Source organism: Rubripirellula obstinata (assembly GCF_001642955.1).
Classification (GTDB): Bacteria; Planctomycetota; Planctomycetia; order Pirellulales; family Pirellulaceae; genus Rubripirellula; species Rubripirellula obstinata.
Genome location: NZ_LWSK01000077.1, coordinates 1 through 26,466, shown reverse-complemented (window position 1 = coordinate 26,466; position 26,466 = coordinate 1). Strand labels below are relative to the sequence as shown.

General features: G+C 54.3%; 22 protein-coding genes. 13 read left to right on the top strand and 9 right to left on the bottom strand.

The features are described from left to right. The first annotated feature begins 310 nt into the window (after nucleotides 1-310). From RC85_RS17490 to pckA, 3 genes are all read left to right on the top strand, one after another. The gene (locus tag RC85_RS17490) at nucleotides 311-994 is read left to right on the top strand and encodes a hypothetical protein (RefSeq protein WP_235033174.1); all 684 of its coding nucleotides are present in this window, start codon (nucleotides 311-313) and stop codon (nucleotides 992-994) included. Nucleotides 995-1,272: 278 nt separating this feature from the next. Then, nucleotides 1,273-4,929 (top strand): AsmA family protein, encoded by a 3,657-nt coding sequence (locus RC85_RS17485; RefSeq protein ID WP_149752603.1) that lies wholly within the window; start codon nucleotides 1,273-1,275, stop codon nucleotides 4,927-4,929. Between the two features lie 445 nt (nucleotides 4,930-5,374). Next, on the top strand, nucleotides 5,375-6,961 hold the full coding sequence (gene pckA / locus RC85_RS17480) for a phosphoenolpyruvate carboxykinase (ATP) (RefSeq protein ID WP_068265145.1): 1,587 nt from the start codon (nucleotides 5,375-5,377) through the stop codon (nucleotides 6,959-6,961). A 122-nt stretch (nucleotides 6,962-7,083) separates the two neighbouring features. Here pckA and RC85_RS17475 read toward each other — a convergent pair whose 3' ends face one another. Both RC85_RS17475 and RC85_RS17470 read right to left on the bottom strand, forming a co-directional pair. Further along, nucleotides 7,084-8,004, bottom strand: a complete 921-nt coding sequence (locus tag RC85_RS17475) for an exonuclease/endonuclease/phosphatase family protein (protein ID WP_068265143.1) — start codon at nucleotides 8,002-8,004, stop codon at nucleotides 7,084-7,086. A gap of 22 nt (nucleotides 8,005-8,026) precedes the next feature. After that, complete coding sequence (locus RC85_RS17470; protein WP_068265142.1) at nucleotides 8,027-10,099, bottom strand: sigma 54-interacting transcriptional regulator; 2,073 nt, start codon at nucleotides 10,097-10,099, stop codon at nucleotides 8,027-8,029. 117 nt (nucleotides 10,100-10,216) lie between these two features. Here RC85_RS17470 and RC85_RS17465 point away from each other — a divergent pair, with 117 nt between their 5' ends. Both RC85_RS17465 and RC85_RS17460 read left to right on the top strand, forming a co-directional pair. Next, a complete protein-coding gene (locus RC85_RS17465) occupies nucleotides 10,217-11,587 on the top strand; it encodes a DUF1598 domain-containing protein (protein ID WP_068265141.1) in 1,371 nt (456 codons plus the stop codon). A gap of 10 nt (nucleotides 11,588-11,597) precedes the next feature. After that, entirely contained in the window at nucleotides 11,598-12,023 is a 426-nt protein-coding gene (locus tag RC85_RS17460) for a DUF4259 domain-containing protein (RefSeq protein WP_068265139.1), read from the top strand. Nucleotides 12,024-12,982: 959 nt separating this feature from the next. On the opposite strand, the gene RC85_RS17455 is transcribed toward RC85_RS17460, so the two are convergent. The 3 genes from RC85_RS17455 to ilvN form a co-directional block, all read right to left on the bottom strand. Then, nucleotides 12,983-13,579 (bottom strand): DUF4254 domain-containing protein, encoded by a 597-nt coding sequence (locus tag RC85_RS17455; protein WP_068265137.1) that lies wholly within the window; start codon nucleotides 13,577-13,579, stop codon nucleotides 12,983-12,985. A 236-nt stretch (nucleotides 13,580-13,815) separates the two neighbouring features. Continuing rightward, nucleotides 13,816-14,820, bottom strand: a complete 1,005-nt coding sequence (ilvC, locus tag RC85_RS17450; RefSeq protein WP_068265135.1) for a ketol-acid reductoisomerase — start codon at nucleotides 14,818-14,820, stop codon at nucleotides 13,816-13,818. A 51-nt stretch (nucleotides 14,821-14,871) separates the two neighbouring features. Further along, nucleotides 14,872-15,420, bottom strand: a complete 549-nt coding sequence (gene ilvN / locus RC85_RS17445; protein WP_068265153.1) for an acetolactate synthase small subunit — start codon at nucleotides 15,418-15,420, stop codon at nucleotides 14,872-14,874. A 150-nt stretch (nucleotides 15,421-15,570) separates the two neighbouring features. On the opposite strand from ilvN, the gene RC85_RS17440 reads away from it, so the two are divergent. From RC85_RS17440 to ruvX, 6 genes are all read left to right on the top strand, one after another. Next, on the top strand, nucleotides 15,571-16,368 hold the full coding sequence (locus RC85_RS17440; RefSeq protein ID WP_068265133.1) for a segregation and condensation protein A: 798 nt from the start codon (nucleotides 15,571-15,573) through the stop codon (nucleotides 16,366-16,368). Nucleotides 16,369-16,412: 44 nt separating this feature from the next. Beyond that, nucleotides 16,413-17,252 carry an MBL fold metallo-hydrolase gene (locus RC85_RS17435; RefSeq protein WP_068265130.1) on the top strand — a complete coding sequence of 280 codons (840 nt, stop codon included), beginning with the start codon at nucleotides 16,413-16,415 and terminating at the stop codon, nucleotides 17,250-17,252. Between the two features lie 39 nt (nucleotides 17,253-17,291). Next, the gene (locus tag RC85_RS17430; RefSeq protein ID WP_068265151.1) at nucleotides 17,292-18,311 is read left to right on the top strand and encodes a DNA polymerase III subunit; all 1,020 of its coding nucleotides are present in this window, start codon (nucleotides 17,292-17,294) and stop codon (nucleotides 18,309-18,311) included. 49 nt (nucleotides 18,312-18,360) lie between these two features. After that, a complete protein-coding gene (locus tag RC85_RS17425; protein ID WP_068265129.1) occupies nucleotides 18,361-18,840 on the top strand; it encodes a CinA family protein in 480 nt (159 codons plus the stop codon). A 45-nt stretch (nucleotides 18,841-18,885) separates the two neighbouring features. Then, entirely contained in the window at nucleotides 18,886-20,532 is a 1,647-nt protein-coding gene (locus RC85_RS17420; protein ID WP_068265127.1) for a hypothetical protein, read from the top strand. 591 nt (nucleotides 20,533-21,123) lie between these two features. Further along, nucleotides 21,124-21,672, top strand: a complete 549-nt coding sequence (ruvX, locus tag RC85_RS17415; protein ID WP_068265126.1) for a Holliday junction resolvase RuvX — start codon at nucleotides 21,124-21,126, stop codon at nucleotides 21,670-21,672. A gap of 178 nt (nucleotides 21,673-21,850) precedes the next feature. On the opposite strand, the gene RC85_RS17410 is transcribed toward ruvX, so the two are convergent. From RC85_RS17410 to RC85_RS17395, 4 genes are all read right to left on the bottom strand, one after another. Next, entirely contained in the window at nucleotides 21,851-22,057 is a 207-nt protein-coding gene (locus RC85_RS17410; protein WP_068265124.1) for a hypothetical protein, read from the bottom strand. A gap of 246 nt (nucleotides 22,058-22,303) precedes the next feature. Continuing rightward, on the bottom strand, nucleotides 22,304-22,684 hold the full coding sequence (locus RC85_RS17405; protein ID WP_068265123.1) for a hypothetical protein: 381 nt from the start codon (nucleotides 22,682-22,684) through the stop codon (nucleotides 22,304-22,306). Next, nucleotides 22,681-23,676, bottom strand: coding sequence for a DUF502 domain-containing protein (locus RC85_RS17400; RefSeq protein ID WP_238383148.1), 996 nt, complete (start codon nucleotides 23,674-23,676; stop codon nucleotides 22,681-22,683). The genes RC85_RS17405 and RC85_RS17400 overlap by 4 nt, the downstream gene beginning before the upstream one ends. A 34-nt stretch (nucleotides 23,677-23,710) precedes the next feature. Then, nucleotides 23,711-24,607: a ComF family protein gene (locus RC85_RS17395; protein WP_084422780.1), complete on the bottom strand. Its 897-nt coding sequence runs from the start codon at nucleotides 24,605-24,607 to the stop codon at nucleotides 23,711-23,713. 314 nt (nucleotides 24,608-24,921) lie between these two features. Between RC85_RS17395 and RC85_RS17385 the strand changes: the two genes are divergently transcribed. Further along, nucleotides 24,922-25,248, top strand: coding sequence for a hypothetical protein (locus tag RC85_RS17385; protein ID WP_068265118.1), 327 nt, complete (start codon nucleotides 24,922-24,924; stop codon nucleotides 25,246-25,248). A 322-nt stretch (nucleotides 25,249-25,570) separates the two neighbouring features. Further along, the gene (locus RC85_RS17380) at nucleotides 25,571-26,167 is read left to right on the top strand and encodes an RNA polymerase sigma factor (protein ID WP_068265147.1); all 597 of its coding nucleotides are present in this window, start codon (nucleotides 25,571-25,573) and stop codon (nucleotides 26,165-26,167) included. The last annotated feature ends 299 nt before the right edge of the window (nucleotides 26,168-26,466 follow it).

Genomic DNA, 26,466 nt, shown 5'->3' with positions numbered 1-26,466 from the left:
GCGCGGGGCGATGCCCACGCGGTTAAACGAACTAACCCGTATTTTTAGGGACCAAAACCCTTCACGGCGTCGGGTAGAGCTCCTGATGGTCTGAACCCTGGCGGGCCCAGCTACGGGAAAACCGGGAAGTTATTTCGGGACAGTTCCAAAAAGTAGGCCGTAACGAGTGAAGCGAGTGACGGCAGAGCCGCGAATTTCGCCGTAACTCGCTTGATGTTCTCCGGTATTAACGACGCTTGATTCTTCGTAAGCTAACCCGGCACCGACGACATCTCTCCTTTCAGTTGTTCTATTCGCCCGCAGGTTATCTTTGAGCTCCGTTAGCACTCCCAAAGAAGATGTCGGATCAAAGCTCATTGATCCGACGTTTTTGTTTCGATTTGAACTCGATCTAAAACAGCAGAAACTTGGCTGGTCAACCAAGGGCCTAAAGTTGCCCACTTCCTGCCGCCTGCCTTCGTTTGGCGGGTTGGCTGGGCGGCCAGTGTTTGCCGATGTGCGAATGGCTTGGTCGACCGAGGGAATCGGAGTCCATTTGCTGGTCAACGGAAAACGCCAATTGCCATGGTGCCGTGATTCCAGACCCGAAGACAGCGACGGTTTCCATTTGTGGATCGATACGCGATGCAGTCCCGGCATTCACCGTGCGACTCAGTATTGTCATCGCTTTTTGTTCATGCCGTCTGGTGGTGGACCGCAACGAGATCGATGTGTGACCACGATGGTGCCAATTTCGCGTGCCAAAAACCTGCCCAAAGCGATCCCCGCCGGACAACTAAAGGTCGCAGCAATGCCGCGGCATGACGGGTATGAATTGTCCGGGTTAATTCCGGCCACCGCGTTGACCGGATTCGAGCCCAAGCAACAGCCGCGGATCAGCCTGTATTACATGGTCGTTGACCGCGAACTTGGATGGCAAACCTTGTCGTTGGGGCCAGAATACCCCGTGATGGATGACCCAAGTTTGTGGGCAGAGGCTTGTTTGACAAAGTAGGTGATCGTTGATTGGTGGTGTTGGTCGTAGGCCGTAGCCAGCGAAGCGAGTTACGGCGTTTTCTGAATCGCTGCCGAAACTCGCTACCCTCGCCACGGCCTACAAAAAAGTCGCGATTTCTTGTTTTTCTGCGATTTGAACTGTCAAAATCAACCTTGGGTTGCATGCCGCTAAATCGCTAGACTATCGCCAGGACTTTTAAGCCCCCAATGTAATGGGGCGGTTGTGGCGGCAGCCTCGATGCTTCGACAATGACGCGTGCGGACAAGGATGATCCCTTGAGTAAAGAACAAGATTCGCACGCCGACAGCGATCAATTCCTGCGCGAACAAACCCACCGGCGACGCCAAGGCAGGTCCAGACGACGCAATGTTGTCTCAATCGCCGTCCTGGCGTTAATTGGGCTGCTGATCCTGGGCGGCCCCAGCCTGATCAGTCACTCGTCGATCGGACGATCCATGATCACTCAAGCGATCGATGGCTATGGCCTTGATAGCCAAATTGAATCGATGCGGATTGGTTGGGTCACGCCCCTTCGTCTGAAACAGTTGCAAGTGCGTGGCCAAAGTGGTGCCACTGAATTGTTGGTCGAACGAATCGATGCTGACGTCACCGTGATGGACTTAATCAGAGGTGCATCACCGACGGAGCATGTGATTGTGCGCGGGGTTCGACTTGCATGCCAAGTGACCGACGGTCGTTGCAGTATCGAAGACGACATCGCTGGGTTGCTGGAAGGTCCAAGCAGTGACGAAATCACGACGGGACACATTGAACTGACTGACGTGACCGCCACGATCAAAGATTCCATTACCGGACAAATCTGGCAACTCGCTCAGGCATCTTCTGAGATTGATTTGACGGCCGTTGAACTAGAATCGGGCCAGCAGCTGGCTCGGACCGTTGCCGGGTTCACTGGCGTGCTGACCGAAGCAGGTGGCAGCGGAGGAACGCTGCAGGGTTCCATCGAAATGGATTCGTCGCAGTGGCAAGTCAGCCTGCAAAGTGAATCGCTACCTTTGTCAGTCGCTTCGATTCTGCGGCGACGTTTCCCTGAATCGGCAGCGGCGTTTCCAACCGTGGTCACCGGTGACGCGACGGGTGAAATCGTTTTGTCCAGCGGTCGTGACAACGATACCAGCGCGTCGATTCGTAAGTTGCGGATCCGCAACCTTACCGCAAACGATAATTCAGGGTCCGGTCAACGTTTCGATGAAGCGACGACACCGAAGCTGCTTTGGAAGAACTCGCTGGCAACGCTTGATGGCGATTTGTTGCTTACCGAAACTCGACTGATTGGAAAGCGATTAGTAGCGACGACCGACTTCGGAAAAGCGTCAATCGATGGTGCGTTTTCCAGAAATTTTTCTTGGACCGGTACCGCTGACAATCCACTGCATTGGTTGGAAGGGATTGATGGCGTCGCGGAAGTCGAGGTGGACCTACCCAAACTGCATGCGTCACTGCCGGGCATTCTGCCGATCCGCAACGGAGTTCGGTTGGCGTCCGGCCGCGCAATCGCCAGCGTCAAATCGCTTCCAGTGCGCGGACCAAACGATATCCAACGCAGCGAATTGATGCTGCACAGCGATGTCATCCGAGCAAGTTCGGGTGCCAATGATGTCTTGATCGACCCGATCGACATCAGCGGAATCGTAGCCAGCAAGTCATCAGGAGTTCGCGCCGAACGTTTTCAGTGGAGCAGTTCGTTCGGGAAAGCGATCGGACAAGGCGACCTGAAAACCGGCAGCGCTGACATCGAAATCGACTTCGGCCGATTGTTCGCCATGCTGCAGCCGATCGTCGATTTGAGTGATTCACAATTGTCTGGAATTGCCAAAGGCGACATTCGTTGGAACGCAACCAACACAGGACAATGGCGACTTACCGGCAGCGGGGACGCAGAAAATTTGCTGGTCACGCTTCCGACCGGACAACGTTTTAATCGCGATTCCATCAACGGCGAAGTCGAAGCGGTTGGCCGATGGGGAAACCAAACTCTGCAAACACTTAGCCAAGCCGTCGCAACCTTCAACACCGGCCGACGAGGTGCAGATTCATTGATGGTGAAGGCTGAATTGCTGCAATCGGTACAAAACCCAGACTTTGACGTTCCGATGCCGGTTGGCATTCGATCATCTGGCCGATTGGAAACGCTCTACGAAATCGCATCGCCCTGGTTGCCGGCTGACCTTCGACGAACCTCCGGTGAATTCGAGGCTTCGGCGCGAACCGAGGTTTCGTCGTCTTCTTTGAAACTCAGTCGTGCTCATGCAAAAGTCAGCGAAGCACAGATCGCATACTCGGATCGAATCTTCCGCCAGCAAGAAATGACGATGTCGCTGGTCGGCGAATTGACGTTGCCGGACATGAAGCTGTTGGCAGATGAACTAACCATCCGAAGCGATGATTTGGATGCCCAGGCCCAAGGTCGCGCTGACGCCGATGAGGTTGAAATTGCGATTCAATGGAAAGCGAATCTGCCGGGGTTGCAAGGAGTGACTTCCAAAGCGTTTGCTAAAAACCAAGCAAGCAATCAGACGATCACGCAAGTCAGTTTTGAATCGGACGCACGCGCGTTCAATGAAAGTCATTGGGCCATGATGGGAGTTTGCAGCGGTGAATGCAAAGTATCCAAAGATGGTCCGTGGATCGAAATTTCACAGACCACCGATGGCCAGAATCTTTCGCTAGTCAAACCTGTCGCAAATGTCGGAACCATTGCGAGGTCGCGTTCCCCCGGTGCCGCCAAGCGAGCCACACGGATCGTTTGGTCCGAGCCGAACTTAAAGCTAGGCGGAACCGTCCGCATCAACGCTGCTGATGGAACCTATGTTGCCAACGGTTTGGAAATCGCTGGCGATTGGTTCGCCGCGGCGATCGACGGCGAAGTTCAATACGATGACGATTCGATGTTCGCCAAGTTTGGCGGGCCGGTTCGTCTAAAGATGGATCAGGTCGGAAAGTTGATAACGCCTCTGGTCGGTACCGAGATCAATTTATCTGGTGTTCACGAAACTCCTTTTTCGGTGGACCTGAAACAGTCGTTCCGCGAAAACTCGCCGCTAGAATTAAACGCCAAAGCTGATCTTGGATGGGATTCTGGCGAGGTTGCTGGCGTCCAGTTCGGCAGTACGCGTGTGCCCATCGAAGTGACGCAAGAAACGATCAGCGTCATCCCAACCAAGATTCCGATCAAACAAGGTTTTGTCCGTGCATCCGGTTTGGTGTACTACAACGCGGAATCACCTTGGATGCAGTTGGAACCCGGTGTCATTGCGGACTCCATCGAACTGACACCGGAACTGACCGAGCGGTGGTTGAAATACCTGGCACCGGTCGTCGCAAATTCAGCAAAGGTCAAAGGAACGCTTTCAGCGCAAGTTCGTGAAGCGGTCATCGTATTCGACAACACCAACCAAACTCGCGTTTCGGGGCAGCTAGACATCGGCGGTGCCGAAATGTCAGCGGGTCCGTTGGCCGATCAGCTTCTTGGCGGGATCAATCAATTGTCATCTTTGGCGACATTGGTCGGCGGTCGTGCCACCAATGCAAAGGCCGGCCAAACCCTGATCACCATGCCGGCGCAAACGATCGACTTTTCGGTCAACCAAGGGATCGTCAGTCATGATCGAATGTATTTCAACATCGATCGGGCATCCGTTGTTACCAGTGGTCAAGTGGCAATGGATGGTCGGCTAAACCTGACTGCTCAAGTGCCATTGGATTCGCGATGGCTGGGACGAGACCTGCAGGGGTTGGCCGGTCAATCGATTACGTTGCCCATCGACGGGACGATCAGTCGCCCTAGCGTCGATTCAAGCGGAGTCAGCCGAGTTGCGACTGAATTGGGTGCGAAGGCGATTCAGCAAACGACTGAAAACTACCTGCAAAAGCAACTCGAACGCGGCTTCGAAAAATTCTTGGGCCGATAGAGCATTCTGGGATCTGCTTTGTTTCTGTGCTGCATCGCACATCAAAACCAAAGATGCTCTAATCCCGCCTTCTGCTTAGAAGTTGTTCCAAACAACAACCTTGGAAATCGCCTACGGCTTGCTCGTAGCTGATCCCGCCAGGGTTCAGTTGAGCGTTGGCCGATCAAGGGACTTGCCCCCAACGCCGTGAAGAGTTTTGGTCGCAGAAAACACGTGTTAGCTCGTTTAGCCGCGTTGGGCATCGCCCCGCGCGTCCACGCTGAACGAAACGCGCGGAACGAAACGCGCGGAACGAAACGCGCGGGGCGATGCCCACGCGGTTAAACAATTTAGAAACCCTTCACGGCGTTGGACCTGCCCCCTGGCGGGATCAGCTACGAAGCGACAGCACTGAATTTCCTCCCCACCATTCTTCCTCCCACCATCCTTACGACGAGAAACATTGATGAGCGTCAATCCGATTGATTTGTCCGGTTATGGCTTGCACGTTGACGACGTGATCCATAATGCCACGCCTGCTCGGCTTTACGAGTTTGCGATCGTCAACGGTGATGCGGTGATCGCAGCATCGGGTGCGCTGGCGACTCGTAGCGGCGACAAAACGGGTCGCAGCCCAAAGGACAAACGAATCGTCGATCATCCCGATTCTAGCGACGATATTTGGTGGGGCGACATCAACATGCGGCTGACCGATCGATCGTTCGCGATCAATCGTCAACGCGCGGTCGATTACCTAAACACACGCGATCAGATTTTTGTTTTCGACGGCTACGCGGGTTGGGATCCGGATTCGCAGCTCAAGATCCGCGTGATTGCTGAAAGTGCTTATCACGCATTGTTCATGCACAACATGCTGATCCGGCCCGACGATGAACAGCTCGCAGATTTCGGCGAACCCGACATCGTGATTTACAACGCAGGTGCCTTTCCGGCAAACCCGTACACGTCGCAAATGACCAGTACGACCAGTATCGATTTGTCGATCGAAAGCGGCGAGTTTGTCATCCTTGGGACTCAGTACGCCGGCGAGATGAAGAAGGGTGTCTTCACGGTGATGAATTACCTGATGCCAAAACAAGGCATCTTGAGTATGCACTGCAGTGCGAACACGTCCGCCGATGATGACGTGTCGCTGTTCTTTGGACTATCCGGTACAGGAAAAACAACGCTGTCGGCGGACCCACGCCGACAATTGATCGGTGACGATGAACATTGCTGGACCGACAACGGCGTCTTCAATATCGAAGGTGGATGCTACGCCAAGGCGATTCACTTGAGCAAAGAAACGGAGCCAGAAATCTTCAGTGCGATTCGTTATGGTGCGGTACTCGAAAATGTTGTCTTTGACGAAAAGACGCACGTTGTAAACTACGACGACACATCGATTACTGAAAATACTCGAGTCGCCTATCCGATTGAATTCGTCGAAAACGCGAAGATTCCCTGCGTTGGTGGTCATCCATCGAACATCATCTTTTTGACCTGTGACGCGTTCGGCGTGCTGCCTCCGGTTTCCAAACTGTCGCCCGAACAGGCAATGTATCACTTCATCAGTGGCTACACGGCAAAGACGGCGGGCACGGAAATGAATATCGTCGAACCGACGGCAACGTTTAGTGCCTGCTTCGGAGCCGCGTTCTTGATGTGGCATCCAACCAAGTATGCCGAGTTGTTGGCTAAGTTAATCCGGCAACACGACAGCCGCGTGTGGTTGGTCAACACCGGCTGGACTGGCGGTGCGTATGGAATTGGCAAACGCATGAGCTTGAAGGCAACACGAGCAATCATCGACGCGATTCACGATGGTTCGTTAGATCAGCAGCCCACACAAATAGATCCGTTTTTTGGCTTGCAGGTTCCAACGGCTTGCCCAAACGTGGACAGCAAAGTGTTATGGCCTCGCGAAGCATGGTCCGATGGCGAAGCTTACGACATGAGTGCCCGTCGCTTGGCTGATCTGTTTCACCAAAATTTCAAGCAATTTGAATCCGGCGCAACCGACGAAATCATCGCCGCAGGACCGGTGGTTTAGTAGAAATGATGTAGGCCGGAACAAGCTTTGCGCAGTTCCGGCAATCCAATGCAGTCCCATGCAATTGCCGGAACTGCGCAAAGCTTGTTCCGGCCTACGTTGGGGTTGCCCCACGCCCCAATTCATTCGGTTGGCGTGATGACCAATTCAATCGGGCGGTGATCACTCGTTTGATCATCGTCGGGGAAGTCGCCTTCGCGTACGATCACCTTCGAGATTGGGTTCCATCGCTTTGCTTCACCGGCAACAAAAGCGAAGTCCAAAATGGAACCGGGATAATCGTCTTCGCCGTCACCGTTTCCATCGAACCAGTTTGAATCAATCAGCGGTTCAGGTTTAACCCAGACAAACGTGTCGTCTGACATAAAAATATCGAACGCCGGATTTCCCTTTTCTGTTTCAAAGACGTAGTCAAAGTTGTAGTCGCCGATCGCGATCACCGGCAGCGTCATCGAAGCGGCCCACTGGCGGAGTCCTTCGGCTTGCTTTTGCCGAATTTCCGCCTTGCCGCGAGCCAGATGGTTCAGCACGGTCGCAAACTTGATGTCCGTTTGTCGATCTCTTAATTCGTAAACATGAGGCGACCGATAGTTGCCTGGGTTGATGACGATGTCGCCGAATTTCCCCAGTTCATACTTCTTGATGACTTCAAAACGTTCTTTGCTAATCGCGTAAGCCGTCCGGTCGTTGTAGCCAGTCTTGCTGTACCAAAACACAAATCCATCACCGAGCGCATCTTTGATCGCGCCCCATTCTTGAGGTCGCACTTCGGTAAATCCGTACAAGTCGTATCGATCCATCGCAAGCAATTCGTCCGCAATCACGTCAATGTTCGCTCCTTCGGATTCAATGTTCCAAGCAAGAATTCGAATCGCGGGTGCGGCGGATTCTTGCGGCTCAACGGGAACCGTCTGCTTTTCAGAATCGACAGCTTTGATTGATTCAACGACAGCTACCGGTTCAACCGTGGCGGTTGATGAATTAGAGCGATCGCAACCAACAGTGGCGAAAGTGATCAGCAACAACAGGAAAACGTTTTTCATCGACTATTAGCTTTTGTTAAATCTACTGGTTTGCCCAGCGTTTTAGTTTTCGATCCAGAGTACTTCGTTCGATGCCCAATACCTTCGCCGCCTGACTTTTATTGCCACCGGTTTGTCGCAGCACCTGTTCGATATGACTTTGTTCCAGTTCAGCAATTGTCATTGTACCGGTTGCCGATGTCGATGCGTCAGGCGAAGAACTTGGGTTGGATGTTGCAGTAAGCATTAGGTGTTGGGAATCAACGGAGTTGGTCGTGTTGAGAACCACGGCGCGTTCGATCACGTTTTTTAACTCGCGGACGTTGCCGGGCCAATGATAGGCGGTCAGTTGATTGCGAGCCTGATCGGTGAAGCCGTCGATCTTTCGCCCCGTTTCTTTCTTGAACCGATCCAGAAAGAACTTGGCCAGCAGCATGACGTCTTCCGGACGACTGCGAAGCGGTGGAACGACGATTTCAACGACATTGAGGCGGTAGAATAAATCCTGACGAAACTTGCCTTCGGCGACCATCGCTTGCAGGTCGCGGTTGGTTGCCGCGACGACTCGCACGTCTACCTTGATCGACTTGTTACCACCAACTCTCTCAAACGCATGGCCTTCCAAGACACGTAAAAACTTGGCTTGAATATCAGCACTCATTTCGCCGATCTCATCCAGCATCAACGTGCCGGTGTCCGCTGCCTCGAATTTGCCGGTTTTCTTATCCGTCGCACCCGTGAAGGCTCCTTTTTCGTGGCCAAAGAGTTCGCTTTCCAGCAAAGTTGGTGACAAGGCGGCGCAATTCAGGCAGACCAACGGACCTTCGCTGCGATCACTGGCGTGGTGAATCGCCGATGCAACCAATTCTTTCCCGACACCCGACTCGCCCCGCACCAAAACTGTCGCTGACGTCGGAGCGGCAAGTTTGATCTTGTTGGCGACTTCGACCATGACTGCACTGCGGCCGATCATGCGGTTGTTCTGCCCGACTTGTTGCTGCAGCAGTTCTACTTTTCGACGACTTTGTTTTAGCGACGAATTCAGTTCGCTGCGTTGGTGAACGCCGCGAAGCGATTCGGACAGTATCTGAGCAACCGCGACGATGAATTCCAGGTCGTCACTGTTGAGCGGTGGCTGCTCGGCGGTGGTGGTCAGGTGGATCAGTCCGATCAGTTTTCCGTCGGAACTGCGGACGGGAGCCAGGATCAAGCTTTCGACTTCGATTTCGCCACGACTGTTTTCAGTCGCCAGGTTCGAATCGCCTAAAACATTGCGAGCGAGCGTCGCTTGTCCTCCATCGGCCGAAACAATCGCGATCAACGATTCGGGGGCCCGGCGATAACTGCGCGGACCATGTTGCCGGGTTCCGACCAATGGCAGTTCGCTTTCCAGATTCGCATGATCGGCTTCGCGGATCGCGTAAACGCCTGCGGTGTCGATTTGTCGGTGGTCGTCGATCGCTTCGAGAGTCCGTTCGATCACTTGATCAAAATCGGCGGCGCGAGCCAGTGCGAATGCGAGACTTAGCAATCGCCCGCTGGTTTGCGAGGCCTGACCGTGCGTGTTTCCATCGGCCACGTCCAGGTATCGACTCTCGGCGCGCCGGTCAGTAATCGCTGAGGCGTCAAATTCGGATGTAAGATCGTCGCTGGTCGCCGATGCATCGGCACTGACCCGCTTACCGTCACTGTCGATTCCGCCAACATCGATTCGATGCGAAAACGTGATTGAGAAACCCGCCAGTTCGATCGTCGATGGATCAGAAAGCAGGACTGGCGAATCGATCTGCTTTCCGTTGACCGTGGTACCGTTTCGGCTGCCCAGATCTTCAATCATCCAACCGGAACCCTCGCCGTCGCGATCGCCGCTATTCCAAAAGATCCTTGCATGCCGGCGACTCGCACGTTCGCTTTGCAACACAATCTGATTTGACGAAGAACGTCCCAGCACGGCCTCGCCGACTCCGTCGCCTGACTTGTTGCCTGAAACATTTCCCACGCCGGGGGGAGCGAGGCGGAAAACGTCACTCCATCGACCGGCCGAGCGTAGGATCAGGTAGGCGGACAAGGCGGGAATCGCTGGTTTGAGTGGAAATACACCGAAATCGGTGAGCATCGGCCAAGATTTCTTCGGTTGCCGTGGTTCACGGTGCCAATTATCCTAACACTTCGCTTGGACCAGGTCATTGTGGCCGACGCTCTTTCGCCTTCGCCCCCCCGGAGATCCAATTCAATGGATTCCCTTCGCTTTTCACTTCGTCCGTTCGTTCGCCTGGTTGTTTGTGCTTCACTGTGCATTCTTGGCTTGGCTGTTTCCGTCCATGCAGGCTTGCTGGGTGGTGGTAATCAACGAGCCGTTGGGGGTGTGATCATTGACGGTTCCGGCATCGTGCGAGACGCCAATGTCGAAGAGAAACGAGAGCTCGCCGAAATGCTGCGAGCACAGATGGACGCGATCGGCGGCGACCTGCAGCAAGCTGACGAGATGCGAATGATCTCGCTAAGCGGTTTGCAGAACGCGATCACGGCCGCCGCGGGTAAACCGTTGCCAGCGGAAATTGCATTCTTGGCTGGGCTGCAACGCGTCGAGTACGTTTTGGTCGATTCAGAAAACAACGACATCGTGATCGGCGGCCCGGCTGAACCTTGGACCGTTCGCGAAGATGGCAGCGTCGTTGGTGCCGTTTCTGGACATCCAACGATGCGGTTAGCGGATCTGGCAGTCGCGATGCGAGGTCTGGAACAAGCGTCCGCCGAAGGCATCAGTTGCTCGATTGAACCCACACCCGAAGGACGTCGCAAGCTGCAACAGTTGCTGCGCGGCGTCAAGCTTCGCCCCGGTCAAAACCCGGCTGCGATGGAAGAGTCGATGAAGTTGGCGTTTGGCCCGCAAATGATTCACCTGACCGGCGTGCCAACCGATAGCCGTTACGCTCGCACCATGGTCGCGGCCGACTTTGAAATGAAACGAGTCGCCATGGGACTGACCCGTTCAGGCGTCGACGATTTACCCAGTTACATCGCCATGAGTCGCAACGCCGCCCACGGTGCCGGTCAGAACCCACGTTGGTGGATGGCATGCGATTACGAGGAACTGACTCGCAGCGAAGATGGCATGGCTTGGAAAATGTCCGGCAATCGCATCAAGACGATGACTGAACAGGATTTGATTGACCAAAACGGTGCGGCCAAAGGTTCAGGCAAACAAGACAAACTGGCTCAGGCTTGGGCCGACAGGATGAACAGCAACCTGGACAAGCTTAGTGTCCAAATGCCGATCTTTGGCGAACTGCAAAACGTGATGGACATGACCGTTTTGGCGACACTGATTCGCCAGGAAGGTTTGGCTCAGAAAGCCGGCTTGGATCTATCCGTTTTGAAGGGCGATGACAGTCCCGTGAAATTGGCGTCCTACGAAGTTCCTCGCAGTGTTGCACCACAATGCAGTTTCATCCGCGGTCGCAAAGGATGGATCGTGACCGCGTCAGGTGGTGTCGATATCAATGCGTTTGAAGTCGTTGAAAAGCAACGCGTTGATGATTCGATCAGCGAAAAGACCGATGCCAAGCTCGCGTCGAAATCAGATCGTTGGTGGTGGAACTAGAAGTCGCGCCATGAGTAGTTGGGGACATCGAACGTTCGAGGACGACATTGCGCTTGATTGGTTGGAGGATTTGTATGAATCCGAACCGTTGGCGTTCTTTCGTCATTGCCTCGACTTAACGGACCAAGAAGAGCTCAGTTTTCTGGCCAGCATCGGTGTCGTTTGCACTTCCGAGATGATCCATTCAATCTTGAGTGAACCAAGGTCCGGGATGCCCGAAGCGGCTCGCGTCTGGGTGGCTGACCAAGAAGACATCGAGATCGCGCTGCGCGGTTTGATACCGGACGCCATCGAAGCTCTCGATCGAGTGCTGTGCCCTTCGTCTGAAATGACCATCCGCTGGCAAGACGCAGGCGAAACGCATTACGGGACTTGGTACGGTGAAGTTGAATCGCTAAAGAATCAGCTAAGCCTGATCGCCGTTGGCGGCGGGTAGTTTCTGCATCGCTGCCGTAACTCGCTTTACTCGCTACGGCCTACAAAGAACACCGCAAAGTGCAGGTAGGCCGGAACAAGGAGTCTTCGACGCAGTTCCGGCAATACGCGCCTAGACTCGCTGCCGTAACTCGCTTTACTCGCTACGGCCTACTAAGAAAACCGCAAAGTGTAGGTAGGCCGGAACAAGGAGTCTTCGACGCAGTTCCGGCAATCCGCGCCCAGACTCTCTGCCGTAACTCGCTTTACTCGCTACGGCCTACAAAGAAAACCGCAAAGTGTAGGTAGGCCGGAACAAGGAGACTTCGACGCAGTTCCGGCAATCCGCGCACAGACTGCCTGCCGTAACTCGCTTTACTCGCTACGGCCTACAAAGAACACGGCGAAGTGCAGGTAGGCCGGAACAAGGAGTCTTCGACGCAGTTCCGGCAATCCGCGCCGCGCCTGCCTGCCGTAACTCGCTTCACTCGCTACGGCCTACAAAGAAAACCGCAAAGTGCAGGTAGGCCGGAACAAGGAGTCTTCGACGCAGTTCCGGCAATCCGCGCCCAGACTGTCTGCCGTAACTCGCTTTACTCGCTACGGCCTACAAAGAACACCGCAAAGGGCAGGTAGGCCGGAACAAGGAGTCTTCGACGCAGTTCCGGCAATCCGCGCACAGACTCGCTGCCGTAACTCGCTTTACTCGCTACGGCCTACAAAGAAAACCGCAAAGTGCAGGTAGGCCGGAACAAGGAGTCTTCGACGCAGTTCCGGCAATCCGCGCCTAGACTGCCTGCCGTAACTCGCTTCACTCGCTACGGCCTACAAAGAAAACCGCAAAGTGTAGGTAGGCCGGAACAAGGAGTCTTCGACGCAGTTCCGGCAATCCGCGCCGCGCCTGTCTGCCGTAACTCGCTTTACTCGCTACGGCCTACTAGTGGAATCGAATCGTTGGCAACGAGCGAAAGGCGACATCGACTACTTGCCGGCGTTGTAGATCGCTGGATTCAGCGTTGGATCGTTGTACATCTTCATTTGACGATACGTGCGATGTTGTTTTCGTCCCGCAAAGACGTCGTCGATCAATTCTTGCAGCGATTTGGAAAGGTCAGCGTGCTGTTGTTCGCACAATGCGATTCGGTCCAGCACTTTCTGCTTTTGTTCCGCATCGATCCCGTCGCGATCGGCTTGTTCGCGGTAGTGGTACAAACGCAGCGACATAATCGACAATCGATCGATCGCTGAACCGGGCGTTTCCGTATTGATCGGTGCATCGGTGTTGGGCTGGTCGATCATCGCCGTGATCGCATCATCAAGCTTTTCGATCATGTCGTTGCGAGCTTGATTGAACCCGTCAATCGCACGTTTGACGTTGGCGATTTCCGTGTCACCCGCCGACGGGCTGCGAGCGGTGTCCTCTTCGTGCCACAACCGATAATTAAATTCATGCTGCTTGCAAACAAGTTGCTTGAACCCATCGTCATACGGATTCGCGATCGGCTCGCGATGCCATCGCTCGACCGTCTCGATTTGCAACGCGGTGATTTCAGAGACTGGCGGCAGTGGAGATTTCATGAATGTAAACCAGTGAGTACCGAAGAAGACGGAAGAACCGTGCCGAGGGCGTCACGATATTTTGAGTGTCGCCTTTCGCTCCGCGAAAGTAGCGAATCCGCTGCTTTCGCGGAGCGAAAGGCGACTATGTTCCTAAGTGAGCCGCGACGCGTAAGCGGCCGGGCTACGATGCGTTATTCCGCGTCAAGCCCGAGGCCTTACGGCCAGCGGCTCACTGAAACTGCCGCAACCCAGGATCAAACTTCTTTTTCGTCGATCCAGGTCATCATTCGGCGGAGGCTGATGCCGATTTGTTCGACGCCGTGATTTCGTTCGCGACGTTGAGTCGTCTTAAAGAACGGTGCACCAGCTCGGTTTTCTGAAATCCACTTGCGAGCGAATTCGCCGTTTTGGATTTCGTTGAGCACCTTCTTCATTTCAGCCTTCGTTTCGGCTGTGATGATACGCGGCCCGGTCACGTAATCACCATACTCGGCTGTGTTACTGATACTGTAACGCATGTAAGACAAACCGCCTTCGTACAGCAAATCCACGATCAGTTTCAGTTCGTGCATGCACTCAAAGTACGCCATTTCAGGCTGATAACCCGCTTCGACCAGCGTTTCGTATCCGGCCTTGACCAGTTCGCTGACGCCACCGCACAGAACGGCTTGTTCGCCGAACAAATCGGTTTCGGTTTCTTCTTCAAACGAGGTTTCGATGACGCCGGCACGTGTTCCGCCGACACCCTTAGCGTAAGCCAATCCGATTTGCTTGGTCGCTTCGGAAGCACCTTCGCCGAGTGCGATCAAGCAAGGCACGCCGCCGCCTTTGACGTATTCGCTGCGAACCAAGTGGCCGGGGCCTTTCGGAGCAACCAACAACGCGTCGATTCCCTTGGGTGGTGTGATTTGGCCAAAGTGAATGTTGAAACCGTGGCTGCACATCAACACGTTGCCAGGCGACAAGTTGTCACGAATTTCGTTGGTGAACAGGTCAGCTTGGACTTCGTCGGGCAGCAACAAGTTGACCACGTCGGCTGCCTTGGTGGCCTCGGCGATTGACACTGGCTTGAAATCGTGCGACACGGCCAGGTCGTAGTTTGCGGACCCTTCGCGTTGGCCGATGATCACATCGCAACCACTGTCGCGAAGGTTTTGTGCTTGAGCGTGACCTTGCGATCCGTACCCCAAAATGGCAACCGTTTTGCCTTTGAGGTGCGAAAGGTCCGCGTCGTTTTCGTAGTAAATTGTTGCAGCCATAGCCGAATTTTTCTGGGGGCCAAAAGGGGTGTTGAGAGTGAAATTAAGTTTCTATGAGTTCGCCACGAACTTCCGAGAAGCACGTGACATGGTGACATCCGACAAATCTTCGCTACGGACCATCGCAATTCGTCCGGTGCGAACTAATTCGGTGATTCCGTACGGTCGCATCCGTTCAATGAACGCTTGAACTTTGTTTTCGCGGCCGCTCATTTCGATCATGATTTCGTCAGGACCGACATCGACGATCCTGCCGCGGAAAATGTCAACCAATTCGCGAACTTCGCTGCGAGCGTTGCCGGCGGGAGCTTGGATTTTGACCAACAACAGGTCTCGTTCGACGAAATCCTGGCTGCTGACGTCCAAAACCTTGACGACGGTGACGATTTTTTCGAGCTGCTTGCGGACTTGTTCCAACACACCATTGTCGCCGACGACGACAAAGGTCATCCGAGAAAGATGGGAATCTTCGGTTTCGCCGACTGCAAGCGAGTCTATATTGAAACCGCGAGAAGCCAGCATGCCCGAGATATGGGCAAGCACACCGGGCACGTTCTGGACTAAAGCCGAGATGACGTGTCGCTGCGTGGAATTTGACATGGCGGTGGCTGAAAAGCTTAAATTGGGGTTGGTAAAGTCTTCGGGGCGGAGCATGATAATTTTGAGGTGTCGTCAGAACAAGGGCTGACGCCATTTCTACGTTCCCATTGGCGTCACGACGCATCTTTTTCCTCCTAGGTTCGCCATTTCATGTCGTTTCGGATCGAACTGCCAGCCTACCGAGGTCCGCTCGACCTGCTGCTTTACCTGGTCCGCAAGCACGAAGTGGACCTGCGGGAGATGCCGTTGTCCAAAGTTGTGGACCAATACATGGACGCAATGGAGCTGTTAAAAGAGCTCGATTTGACCGGGGTTGCCGATTTCATCGACCTTGCCAGCACCCTGTTGGAACTGAAAAGCCAGGCCGTTCTGCCCAAGATTGTCGACGACACCGAAGAAGAAGCGATCGACGACCCGCAATCCGAATTGGTCGAAAGGCTGCTGCAATACAAAGAGATTCGCGACGCAGCAGCCGTGCTGGACGAAATGGGTGGCCAATGGCAATCGCGTTACGAACGGATGAGCGACGATTTGCCCAGCCGCCGAGTCGATCCGGGTGACCAGCCGATCGTGGACCTGGAAATATGGGATTTGGTCAGTGCGTTCGGTCGAATCATGCGAGAATCCAGTGGTCCGCCGCAGACCGAAGTGATCTACGACGACACGCCGATCCATGTTTATATGAAACGAATACACACGCGGCTAAAGATCGACGAAAAAGTGCCGCTGTTCGATTTGGTCGAAGGCGGGCTGCACAAATCAGCCGTGATCGGATGGTTCTTGGCAACGCTGGAACTGACTCGCCACCACGGTGCCGCTGTTGAGGAAGGAACCGCGGGCGATATCTATGTCGTCCGAACAGCGAACTACAGCAACGACCTGAGTGTCAACGAGGTCGATAACTACGGGACAGACGAAGAGTTCGGTGCCGCCGGAATGCCTCAGTAGGTCACCGATCCAAACTTTTCGCTCGCTCTGTTAAGCTCTGCCGCATGGTTGAAAATGTTCCGATTCTCTCGCACGTCCACGATGGTTTAACCATCGAAGGATACAGTCGCGCCGCCGTTCAAACTTGTTGGCGCATCAATGAACTAAAAGTCTTGTTTGATTGTGGCGTCCAGCCTTGGGATTTCATGGGCACGCCAACCATGTTTATCTCGCACGCGCACCTCGATCACATCGCCGCACTGCCGGCGTATGTGTCTCGACGTCGCATGATGAAAATGGATCCGCCAGTGATCTACATGCCCGATACCGCTGTGGATATGGCGTGGGACATGTTGCAAATGTTCCGCCGCTTGGACCGAGGTGCAATGCCCTGCGAATTGGTCGGACTGAAACCCGGTGACCAACATGACCTCAGCCGCGAATACGTCGTCACCGCATTGCCCACCAAGCACACGATCGATTCAGTCGGTTTCGTGATCCATCAACGCCGCCACAAACTGAAACCAGAATTCACCGACTTGCAGGGCCATGAAATCCGCGACCTAAAAATCGCCGGAACCGAAGTCACGACCGAAACCAAAGTGCCCGTCGTCGCCTACACTGGCGATACCAACCCCAAGGGTTTAGACGAGAACGAAGTCTTTTACGAATCGCGAGTACTGATCAGTGAAATGACATTCGTGGCACCGGAACATCGCAAAGAAAAGATTCACAAGCACGGCCACATGCACTTGGACGACATCAAAGCTCGTGCGGACCGTTTCAAGAATGAACTGATCATCGCGTCGCACCTCAGCACTCGTTACACCGACGTGCAGGTCAAAAAGTTTGTCAAAAAAGGCTTGCCCGGTGCGTTGGACGGGAGGCTGAAGCTATGGATTTAGTCTTGCGAGTTGATCGACACGCCCAATGCAGGTTCGATCATGATTGATTGGTCCACCCTGATCGGGCATCAGAAAATCGAGCGATGGTTTTCATCCGCGATGCGCAGCGGACGGCTTGGCGGCAGCTTCCTGATCGTGGGATCGCCGGGAATCGGCAAGCGGACGGTCGCAAACCTTCTCGCACGCACGATCCTTTGTTCGCGCAGCGACATGGCCGACATGAAACCCTGCGGTGTTTGCGAATCTTGCCAACAAGTCGTCGCCGGATCACACCCCGATTTGATTCGCGTCGCCAAACCAGCAAACAAGTCTTTGATCCCGCTGGAATTGTTGATCGGTCCACCTGACGCTCGCATGCAAGAAGGTTTCTGCCGCGACATCCGACTTCGCCCAATGCAAAGCGATCGCAAAGTTGCCATTTTGGAAGACGCCGACTTTCTAAACGAAGAAGGCGCAAACTGTTTGCTCAAAACGCTCGAAGAACCACCGTCGGGCGCGATCGTGATCCTGATCGGGACCAGCGAACAGAAACAACTGCCAACGATCCGATCTCGCTGCCAAATCCTACGGCTGGGGCCGTTGTCTAACGAAGACGCGGCAAAACTGCTGCGTCAAGAACGCGAAGTGACCGCCGATGACCAAGCGATCGCAGCCGCGATGGATGTGTCCGGTGGCGACATTACCGCGGCGGCGCGTCTGCTTGCTGGTGACGGCAACGAATTGCGGACCGCGGTCACGAACCAACTTTCAGCCAATCATCCCGACCCGATTTCACTGTCGCGTTTGATCAGCAAGTACGTCGATGGTGCCGGCAAAGAAGCCAGCAAGCGTCGTTCGGCGATGCGAGATGTGTTTGCGATTTGCGTTCAGCACTATCGATCGAAAATGCGGCAAGAGGCTAGCGAAGGAATGACAGGATCCCAAACATTGAATCGCTTGGACCGCAGCTTACGAGCACTTCGCGAGGTCGATCGCAGCGCCAACCAATCAACGTTGATCGAGTGCTTCGCCGCCGACATTGCCGCTGCCGTCACAGGCGATCGCGGCGACATTGGATAACAGTGGTAGCGTTGCTTCATTTACAGAAACTTTCCAGCGAAACCTTCCAATGCAAGAAGCAACCGAGTTAATCGACGCCCTCAAACAATCCAATGGAAAAATTGTTTTTGCGGAAAGCTGTACCGGAGGGATGGTGGCGTCCGAACTTGCACAGGTTCCTGGCGTGTCCGACGTGTTCTGCGGTTCGGCGGTCACTTATCGCGAAGCAACCAAACAGTCATGGCTTGGCGTTGACGGCGAAACGATGCAGGCCTTGACGGCTGTTTCCGCACCAGTCGCTCACCAAATGGCCGCTGGTGCGCTGTCGCAAACTCCCGAAGCAACGATCGCGGTTTCGATCACCGGGCATCTCGGTCCAAACGCACCCGAAGGATTTGACGGGTTGGTTTTCATTGCTGTCGCTAAAACCGTCAAGGGAAAAACGCTGGTCAAAGTCGCTCACCATCAACTGACCCAAACCAAACGAGTGCAACGACAAGTCGAAGCAACGCAACTTGTCCTGACAACAGCGATCGATGCAATCGGGTAGCATGACTGGGTTCTAATTGTCGCCGTCTTTTCAAGAAGTTGTCTGATGAGTTTACGACCGAGTGTTGTTGTCTATGCGTTGATCATTTCCGTGTGCATGCCGACCGTCGCGGCGGTGGCGCAGCGAGGAAGCCTGATCGAGGATCTGTTCCGCACGGTTGCCGAAGCTCAGATGCAAAAAGAGCGAGCGAAGCAGTTGGAGCGTTCGCAGGCACGGCGGCGTCCCGTTCCGCAACCTTCCCCTAACGCTGTTCCTCTGCCTAGACAGCCAGGGCAGATCAACGTTGGCAACCGTCAACTCGCGGACTTTGCACAAACGCTTTCCAGTTTTAACGAAGAGATCGGATTCCTCATCACTGACCTGCAGCCCCACGCGAGGTCTCATTCCGAAATCCGACCGATCTTGCCCGCTGTCTATCAAATTTCCAACCAAGCATCCGCAGTGCTTCGGGCTTGCGATGGTCAGAACGGTTTTGACCCGATCATTGACCGCTACTCGGCTTTCGATTCGCAGTGGCGGACGCTCTCGTTTCAATTGCGATCGGCTGGCAGCCTGACGCCTGAAATGCAATCTCGCGTTCGAGCTTGCGATCGTTTTGTTTCCAGGATGGGAAACCAAATGGGCGTGCCACCGCAAATGGATCGACACGCATTGCATGACCAGATGATCATCGCGGCAACGTACATGCAGTCGCTGCTGGATGACTTCGACGCGGCGAATTTGCCAAGACGAAACGCTCATCGCTGGGCACACGATGGTCGTCTGCTGCGTCAAGAATTACTCCGAACGGCTGATGACGTGGAACTGATTTCATACGAAGAGATGACGACACGGTTCAGCGACTTTGCGACTCGCTGGGGACAATACAGTGCTCCGATCAGCGAACTTGGCAACCCGTATTTAAACCGGCGACTCGATCGTATCGCCCAATGCGGCGAAGAAACCTACGCCCTGCTATGGATGCGACCGCCGACGAACACCAGAGATTTGTCGATGACCGTCGCCAGTCTAAAACGAGATTCGTCCGAATTGATGGACCAATTAACGCTGCGAACTCTGACGTCGCTGGACCGCAATACGCGAGAGCGAATGGAACAGGGAACGCGATCGATGTATGACGAAGTCAAACACCTAGAAGATGCGATTCGCGTCGGTTCGGGAACAGCGGAATTGCGAGAGCATTTTGTTCAATACGATCGTGCATGGTTATCGATACGAGAAACCACCGGACAGATCAGCCGAATCAACGACCGTCTAGTCGAAGCGATTGACCGGAACTGTGCCAAGATGCGGCGAACGTTACGAGTGCAATCGCCTGGTCCTGCGCCGGTTCGAGCCGACGAGCTGGTCGGGATCGCAGCTTCGTTGGAAGGATCGGCAGAGTATTTCAAGGCGGACATTGATCGTTACGAACAGTATTTCACACCAGCAGGATTCCGGCGTTCGATCACTCGGGCTGCCGACGATTTCCACGAAGCTTCCAAGCGGTTACATGCCGGACTGTACGACCAAACGGACATGCGTTTGTTGTCGCGAGATGCGAATGACTTGGTTGACGCATGGCAACGCCTATCGCGCGACGTCGCCAATTTACGAAACCAAGGCTTAACCGGCCGCCGCGCCAACAACCTAGAAAACGCAGCACAAAATCTAGCCCCGCTGGTCGCGAAGGTTGGGGCAGCATTGTTGTAAAAGGTGAATCGCCGCGCACGGCGACAGCCAACGCCGTGAAGGGTTTTTAATTCGTTTAACCGCGTTGGGCATCGCCCCGCGCGTCGTGCGGCACCGAACGCGCGGGGCGATGCCTGGGCTGATGAAAATGCGACGTTGTCAACTTGTCACGACCCTTGAAAGTAGGCCGTAGCGAGCCAAAGCGAGTTACGGCGTTGCGCAGATTGCCGTAACTCGCTATGGCTCGCTACGGCCTACGTGCTGGCGATCAGGGAAATGTGCCGTTGCCACTGTGTTTCGCAGCGCTGCAGTTTGTGTTGTCGGCCATGGTGCAGCTTGCCCAATTTGCTGCGTTGCAACGATTTTCATCAGGCCAGCTTCCGGCCCACGCGGTTAAACGGTTTAGAAACCCTTCACGGCGTTGATCTGTACCCGACTGAACCCTGGCGGGCCCAGCTACAAAAGATTTTGCCAAATACGGAACTTGTTTCGTGACAGTTCCTAAAAAGCGTGGGATGGAAACAAGGGACTTCGTTGCATAGCTTAACGATAAAGCTACCGTGGATCGCTCCTCCGATCTTTCACCGAGTCCATTGAATGCGAGTCCATTGAATGATTGGTGGAGTGATCAACCTGTTTACCCAATCCAAAATCTTGAATGATCCCTTTCCATCCTCCGGGCGCATTGCCGCGATTGATTTTGGTTCGGTCAGAATTGGGATCGCGGTTTGTGATCCTGATTGGATCTTGGCCAGTCCGCTTGAAATTCATCCAGCGAAGGATTGGCAAGATGATGGCGACTATTACCGCCAACTTGCAAAGCTAGAAAAGCTTGCTGGCTTTGTGGTCGGACTGCCGATTCACTTGGACGGCGGCGAGAGTCAAAAGAGTGCTGAGTGTCGTGAGTTTGCCAAATGGTTGCATGAAGCAACCGGCTTACCGACGCGGTTGTTTGACGAACGGTTCACGACCGCGGATGCAAACCGACGCATTGCGTCGGCGGGCTACAGTCGCAAGAAAAAGAAAGACCGACTAGACGCTGTTGCAGCGCTAGTGTTGTTGGAATCTTTCTTAGAGGCATGTCGTTACCGTGACGAAATCGCTGGCGAGGACATTGATGCCGATCCGGTTGGAGGTGACGGGATCGACGACGAGGGGTGAGGCGGTGCGCTGGCGATGTCGGAAATAGTTCCAATACCATTCGTTCCGAAATTGCAAATTGCAAGATGAACATTGCAAATTGAAAGTTCCGGGGCTTCGCTTCTCGCGGGCAATGTGCAAATTGCAATGTTCATCTTGCAATTTGCAATCCTCGCGATTCGTGAATAGATCTCCAGTACTACGCGGCTTCGGCAAGGCAGAGAGCATCGATCAGATTCTCGAAACGCTCTTCAGCGGCACGACGACGTTGCAATTTTTCGCTCATGGTCCAATTGCTGCGGATTGCATTGACGCGACGCATGATTTCGACGTCCGACGGAAGTGTCTCATTTTGAGTGTCGGTTGTCATTTGTGCGACGGTTGATTCAGTGGCATAGGTCAACATGATTCGATCTTCCTGATAAGAGTGTCATGCCTGAGTGCGTTTCCCGGAAATCGTTGAGGGAAAAGTTTCGCGGTCTCTGGCCAAACGGTCGTGACTTCGATGATTGTTGGTTAATGCAATCAGTGTGCCAATCGATACAGCCGACAGGATCCGGTGTGCCGAAAACGCTCGAAACCTTATGGAAAACGCGGTAAAACGCTTTGGAAAGAAGTTTTCCGCGAAAACAAACGATGCTGTAGGATCGTTTTAATTCTGCTCAGGCTGCCAAATCAAACTTTCAAAGCTTTGAAAATCTTGCCATTCGGATTCTGGCAATCGCATCAGCTTGAGCAACGGGGCCTGATCGGGCCCGAAAAGCGTTTTCGCACCGATGATGGTTTGGCAGACGGTCTGCCAGGTTTGCAGATCGCATTGACCCTGCAATTCACAGTATTGAATCGAACCGGCGGCGTCGTACATCATTCCAAACACCTTTTGCTCGCCGCGGTCTTTCGCCCACACGAACGATCCATCCCACTCGAAACCAAGTTTTGGCAGTTCTTGTAATCGCGCGGCGGCGTCTTCAAAGCTGACCGGCAAAGGCCCACCGTCGGGACCGTAAAGATAAACGTGGAAAGCTGCGATCATGGTGATTTGGCGGCCAATTTTTGCTTTTCAACCAAGACGTTTGCGTTGACGACCGTGTCGATCTGCTGGCTTTTGGGGATGACGACCCCGCAACTGACGATGAACTGGATCGCTTCGTCGATGGTGATATCCAAGTCGATCGCTTCGCTGCGGCGAATTGTGACGGTGAACCCGGTCATCGGCATCGGGCTGGTCGCCATCAGGACGCTCAGCATCGGTTCGCCGGTGGCCTCGGAAATTCCCGCCATGCTGTTGCCGGTGACAAATCCAAGCGACCAAATGCCTTCGCGAGGATACTGAATTGCGACGACGCGGTTGAATTCAATTTCCCGCTCGCTAAACGCAAAGTCGGTGACCTGTTTAACGCCGCCGTAGACTTTGTTGACGATTGGAATCCGCAAAATGGCTTGGTCGAAGGTGTGAACAAGCCAGTGGCCGATCCCGAACGTGAACATTCGGCCCAGGAAATACAGCACCGTTGTAAAAATAAGCAGGAACACAGGCACGACAATGCTGCGCGGCATGTATTCCAGTTCCACATAGCGATGCCAGTATGCGGAAGCGGTCGCGGGCGGCGGTGCGTAGGGACCAAAGTATTCGGCTCGTTCATCGACCAGCTTTTTGACGTACTGGGGAAACCAACGCCGGCCGGTCGGGTCAGGCGTATAGCGATCGCCTTTGAACGTAAAGCCGTTGAGTCTCTTTTCGCCGCTTTCCAGTGGCAACGCTGTCTTGGGAACCTCTTCTTTAATGTCCTCGACATACCAAACGACCGCGTGCCGAACGCCTGATTCAATGGGCCGCAGCACGTAGCTTTCGATCGTGTTCCAAGCCCAGATCAGCACCACGATCGTCAGCAAAGGCGGAAGAACGACGCCGAGTCCGCGCAGGATCGCCCGGCGAAAATTGGATCGAGATTTCTTGGGCGGGCCTTTAGGAGGAAGGTCCGCTGTCGAATCGGGTTGCATATCGTTGTTCAAAACTTGGGTCAATTCTTGGAGTTGTCAATCTAGCTTTCCCGCCGCATCAGCGGGTCCGAACCGCCCGGGAAACCACCGCAAACGTTACACGACCGGCACCGGCGTCTTTCAAGACCCGTGCCACCTCACCAGCCGTCGCGCCGGTGGTCAGCACATCGTCCACCACCAGAATATGCCGGTCGTCCAGGTTGGGTGGTCGGGCGAAAGCATAGCTTTTTCTGGCTGCGAACGCACCGTGAACATTCTGTTTTCGGTCATCATCATCCAGCCAAGCCTGCTTGGCGATCGGTCGAGTCGCCTTCAACCGCCGTGTTAGCGGGATTTTTAATTCAGAAGCGACCGCCTCCGCCATCGCTCGAGTTCCAATCCCGCCTCTGGAAACTTGGCGAAACAGGTGTGACGGCACAAATGTGACCTCCGATGGAAGGTTATCTTTCAATTCGACAGAAAGCCTGCGACCAAGTTGCTGTCCCAATGCGTTGGCCAGCGGCGTGTTGTAAGCAAATTTCGCAGCAACAATCGCATCACACACCTGACCGCGGTACATCCACAAAGCGATGACCGCATCAAAGTCGAATTCTTCATCGCGACAGTTCTGGCAACCTGAATCCTGGGAACTGAGATCCTGGGAATTGAGGTCGGAGTCAGTTTTTGCCGGCAATATGCCCGCCGGTGGCATTCCACAGCGAGTACACGCCTGACGCATCATCGGCTCGCTGACGGATAAGCGGCGGTAGCAGTCGCGGCAGAAATACTGCAACGGTTCGCCCTGCTGCGGGGGTTCGGAATCTCGATCGCTGTCAATGATCGGCAGGCCATCCAGCGGGCCTTCGCAAAATCGGCAAGCCGGCGGCAGCACCAAATCGACCATCCCGGACACCAATAGCCGCGGAAACATAACTGTCTGGCTGAAAGACCCGCGAGAACTGGAAAGCTTTGCCATCTTTTTCTCCCTTTCGCGCGAACCTTCACATTGGCGATGCGTCTACAGTGTCGATGAAAGTTCGCGGGCGTTCACGTCGGTTTGGTTTTGTCACCGATTGTCGGGAAACGATTCGCCCAAAAAAGCAATTCGTTTTCGGACTGATCGTTGGTATACTAACGACGTCATCGTAACGAATCGTTCGTCACCATGATTTTTCCTCCGTACTGTTTTCCGCAGTACTGATTTCACTCTGTACACCGCAGCCACGTGCTCGGCCGGGTCCGCTCGCAAGAGAATAGGATCTGAACGGGCAACGTTACCGGAGTCTTCCAATGCGTATTGAACAACCTATCGCCGTCATCGCTCGCAACGTGGTCAGCACCATCGTCCGCGAAATCGAAGCCGTCGTGTCGTTGGCAGTCGCAGTTGGCTATCAGGCTCTCGGCAATTGTCTCTTTGGCAATGATTCGCTGCAGGCGATGCAAATATCAGATTTGCACAGAAGTTGGGGGAGCCATGCTCCCACGCGGACAACCGCCGTGTTGACGGTAACGACCTGTTCGTTACCGGTCCTACGGCACCAGCATAAACCGATGCTGGTTAGTTGTCTGACAAGTTCGCAACTGCCGGAGAATCAGCGCAACCGCGCTGCTTGCTGAAAGCCAAACCGCTAACAGCTTCGGGCGAATGATCCAGATCCAAACGGCTCTGGTTCAACCGTCTGTTTCTTCCCCTCGCGAACTCATCATCCAACTTGTTGGCCCAGGCCGCCAGTGAATGTCCACTGCTTTGTCAGTAATCATTCCGCTAAGCGACTTCGGCAGATTTGTTGGATGCGAACCATCCCCCAACGATCATCACACGCCCCTAGCGAATTCAAGCTTGCCGATTTTTCGGTCAGCGAACGATTCGCCAGAATCCTGGCAAGCGTCGTACCAGAAAACTGGTGCTGCGTCCGCAAAGGAAGCGGAGGAAAACAAAATGAATTTCACTGAAAACACGATCCTGGACAACGCAGCACTTTTAACCAAGGAGCGAACCGTTGGCGAACTTGTTCGCGCGGCACAGTCGGGTGATCGCGAAGCATTTGGTTTGTTGTTCGAGCGATATCGATCAACGATCTTCATGCTGGCGATGCGCCGAGTTCGTAACGCCGACGAGGCCGACGAATTGACGCAAGATGTGTTCATCCAAGCGATGCAAAAGATCGACCAACTGCGAGTGCCCGAAGCATTCGGCGGATGGTTGCGTCAAATCGTGCATCGCATGGCACTGAACCGCATCACGCGAAATCGAAACGCATTGGCGTGCGATCCTGAAACGCTCGAAGCAACCTGCTTGGCAACCGGTTCGCCGGAAACCGAAGCGGAAGATCGAGAGCAAGCTGCGACGATCCGAGTTCACTTGGGTCGCCTGGGTGCGATGGATCAAGAAACCTTGACGGCGTTCTATTTGCAAAGCAAGTCGCTTTTGGAAATGAGCAACGAGTTTGAAGCGCCGGTCGGAACGATCAAGCGCCGATTGCACGTTGCACGAAAGCGATTGGCCAAGGAAATGGAACCGCTGCAAGCGGTTTAGATCATCGGTGCAGTGCAGTTCCGGCAAACAAAAATGCCGGAACTGCGCTCCGCTTAGGCCTGTCGATGAAATCGATATTCCAACGGTAATGGTGAGCCGCTGGCCGTCAGGCCTCGGGCTGACGTGGTGGCCTGATGAAAATCATTGCGACGCAGCAAACTGCAGCGCTGTAAAGCATTGTGGCAACAGCACATTTTCCTATACGCCATTATGTAGGCCGTAGCGAGCCATAGCGAGTTACGGCAATTTGCGCACCGCCGTAACTCGCTATGGCTCGCTACGGCCTACTTTCTGGTTCC

Coding starts and splice junctions, on each gene's coding strand:
- RC85_RS17470 (WP_068265142.1), bottom strand. CDS start 10,099: ATGCTCACCGATTTCGGTGTATTTCCACTCAAACCAGCGATTCCCGCC.
- RC85_RS17455 (WP_068265137.1), bottom strand. CDS start 13,579: ATGAAATCTCCACTGCCGCCAGTCTCTGAAATCACCGCGTTGCAAATC.
- ruvX (WP_068265126.1), top strand. CDS start 21,124: ATGATTGGTGGAGTGATCAACCTGTTTACCCAATCCAAAATCTTGAAT.
- ilvN (WP_068265153.1), bottom strand. CDS start 15,420: ATGTCAAATTCCACGCAGCGACACGTCATCTCGGCTTTAGTCCAGAAC.
- RC85_RS17425 (WP_068265129.1), top strand. CDS start 18,361: ATGCAAGAAGCAACCGAGTTAATCGACGCCCTCAAACAATCCAATGGA.
- RC85_RS17465 (WP_068265141.1), top strand. CDS start 10,217: ATGGATTCCCTTCGCTTTTCACTTCGTCCGTTCGTTCGCCTGGTTGTT.
- RC85_RS17410 (WP_068265124.1), bottom strand. CDS start 22,057: ATGTTGACCTATGCCACTGAATCAACCGTCGCACAAATGACAACCGAC.
- RC85_RS17420 (WP_068265127.1), top strand. CDS start 18,886: ATGAGTTTACGACCGAGTGTTGTTGTCTATGCGTTGATCATTTCCGTG.
- ilvC (WP_068265135.1), bottom strand. CDS start 14,820: ATGGCTGCAACAATTTACTACGAAAACGACGCGGACCTTTCGCACCTC.
- RC85_RS17440 (WP_068265133.1), top strand. CDS start 15,571: ATGTCGTTTCGGATCGAACTGCCAGCCTACCGAGGTCCGCTCGACCTG.
- RC85_RS17385 (WP_068265118.1), top strand. CDS start 24,922: ATGCGTATTGAACAACCTATCGCCGTCATCGCTCGCAACGTGGTCAGC.
- RC85_RS17460 (WP_068265139.1), top strand. CDS start 11,598: ATGAGTAGTTGGGGACATCGAACGTTCGAGGACGACATTGCGCTTGAT.
- RC85_RS17405 (WP_068265123.1), bottom strand. CDS start 22,684: ATGATCGCAGCTTTCCACGTTTATCTTTACGGTCCCGACGGTGGGCCT.
- RC85_RS17430 (WP_068265151.1), top strand. CDS start 17,292: ATGATTGATTGGTCCACCCTGATCGGGCATCAGAAAATCGAGCGATGG.
- RC85_RS17475 (WP_068265143.1), bottom strand. CDS start 8,004: ATGAAAAACGTTTTCCTGTTGTTGCTGATCACTTTCGCCACTGTTGGT.
- RC85_RS17435 (WP_068265130.1), top strand. CDS start 16,413: ATGGTTGAAAATGTTCCGATTCTCTCGCACGTCCACGATGGTTTAACC.
- pckA (WP_068265145.1), top strand. CDS start 5,375: ATGAGCGTCAATCCGATTGATTTGTCCGGTTATGGCTTGCACGTTGAC.
- RC85_RS17395 (WP_084422780.1), bottom strand. CDS start 24,607: ATGGCAAAGCTTTCCAGTTCTCGCGGGTCTTTCAGCCAGACAGTTATG.
- RC85_RS17380 (WP_068265147.1), top strand. CDS start 25,571: ATGAATTTCACTGAAAACACGATCCTGGACAACGCAGCACTTTTAACC.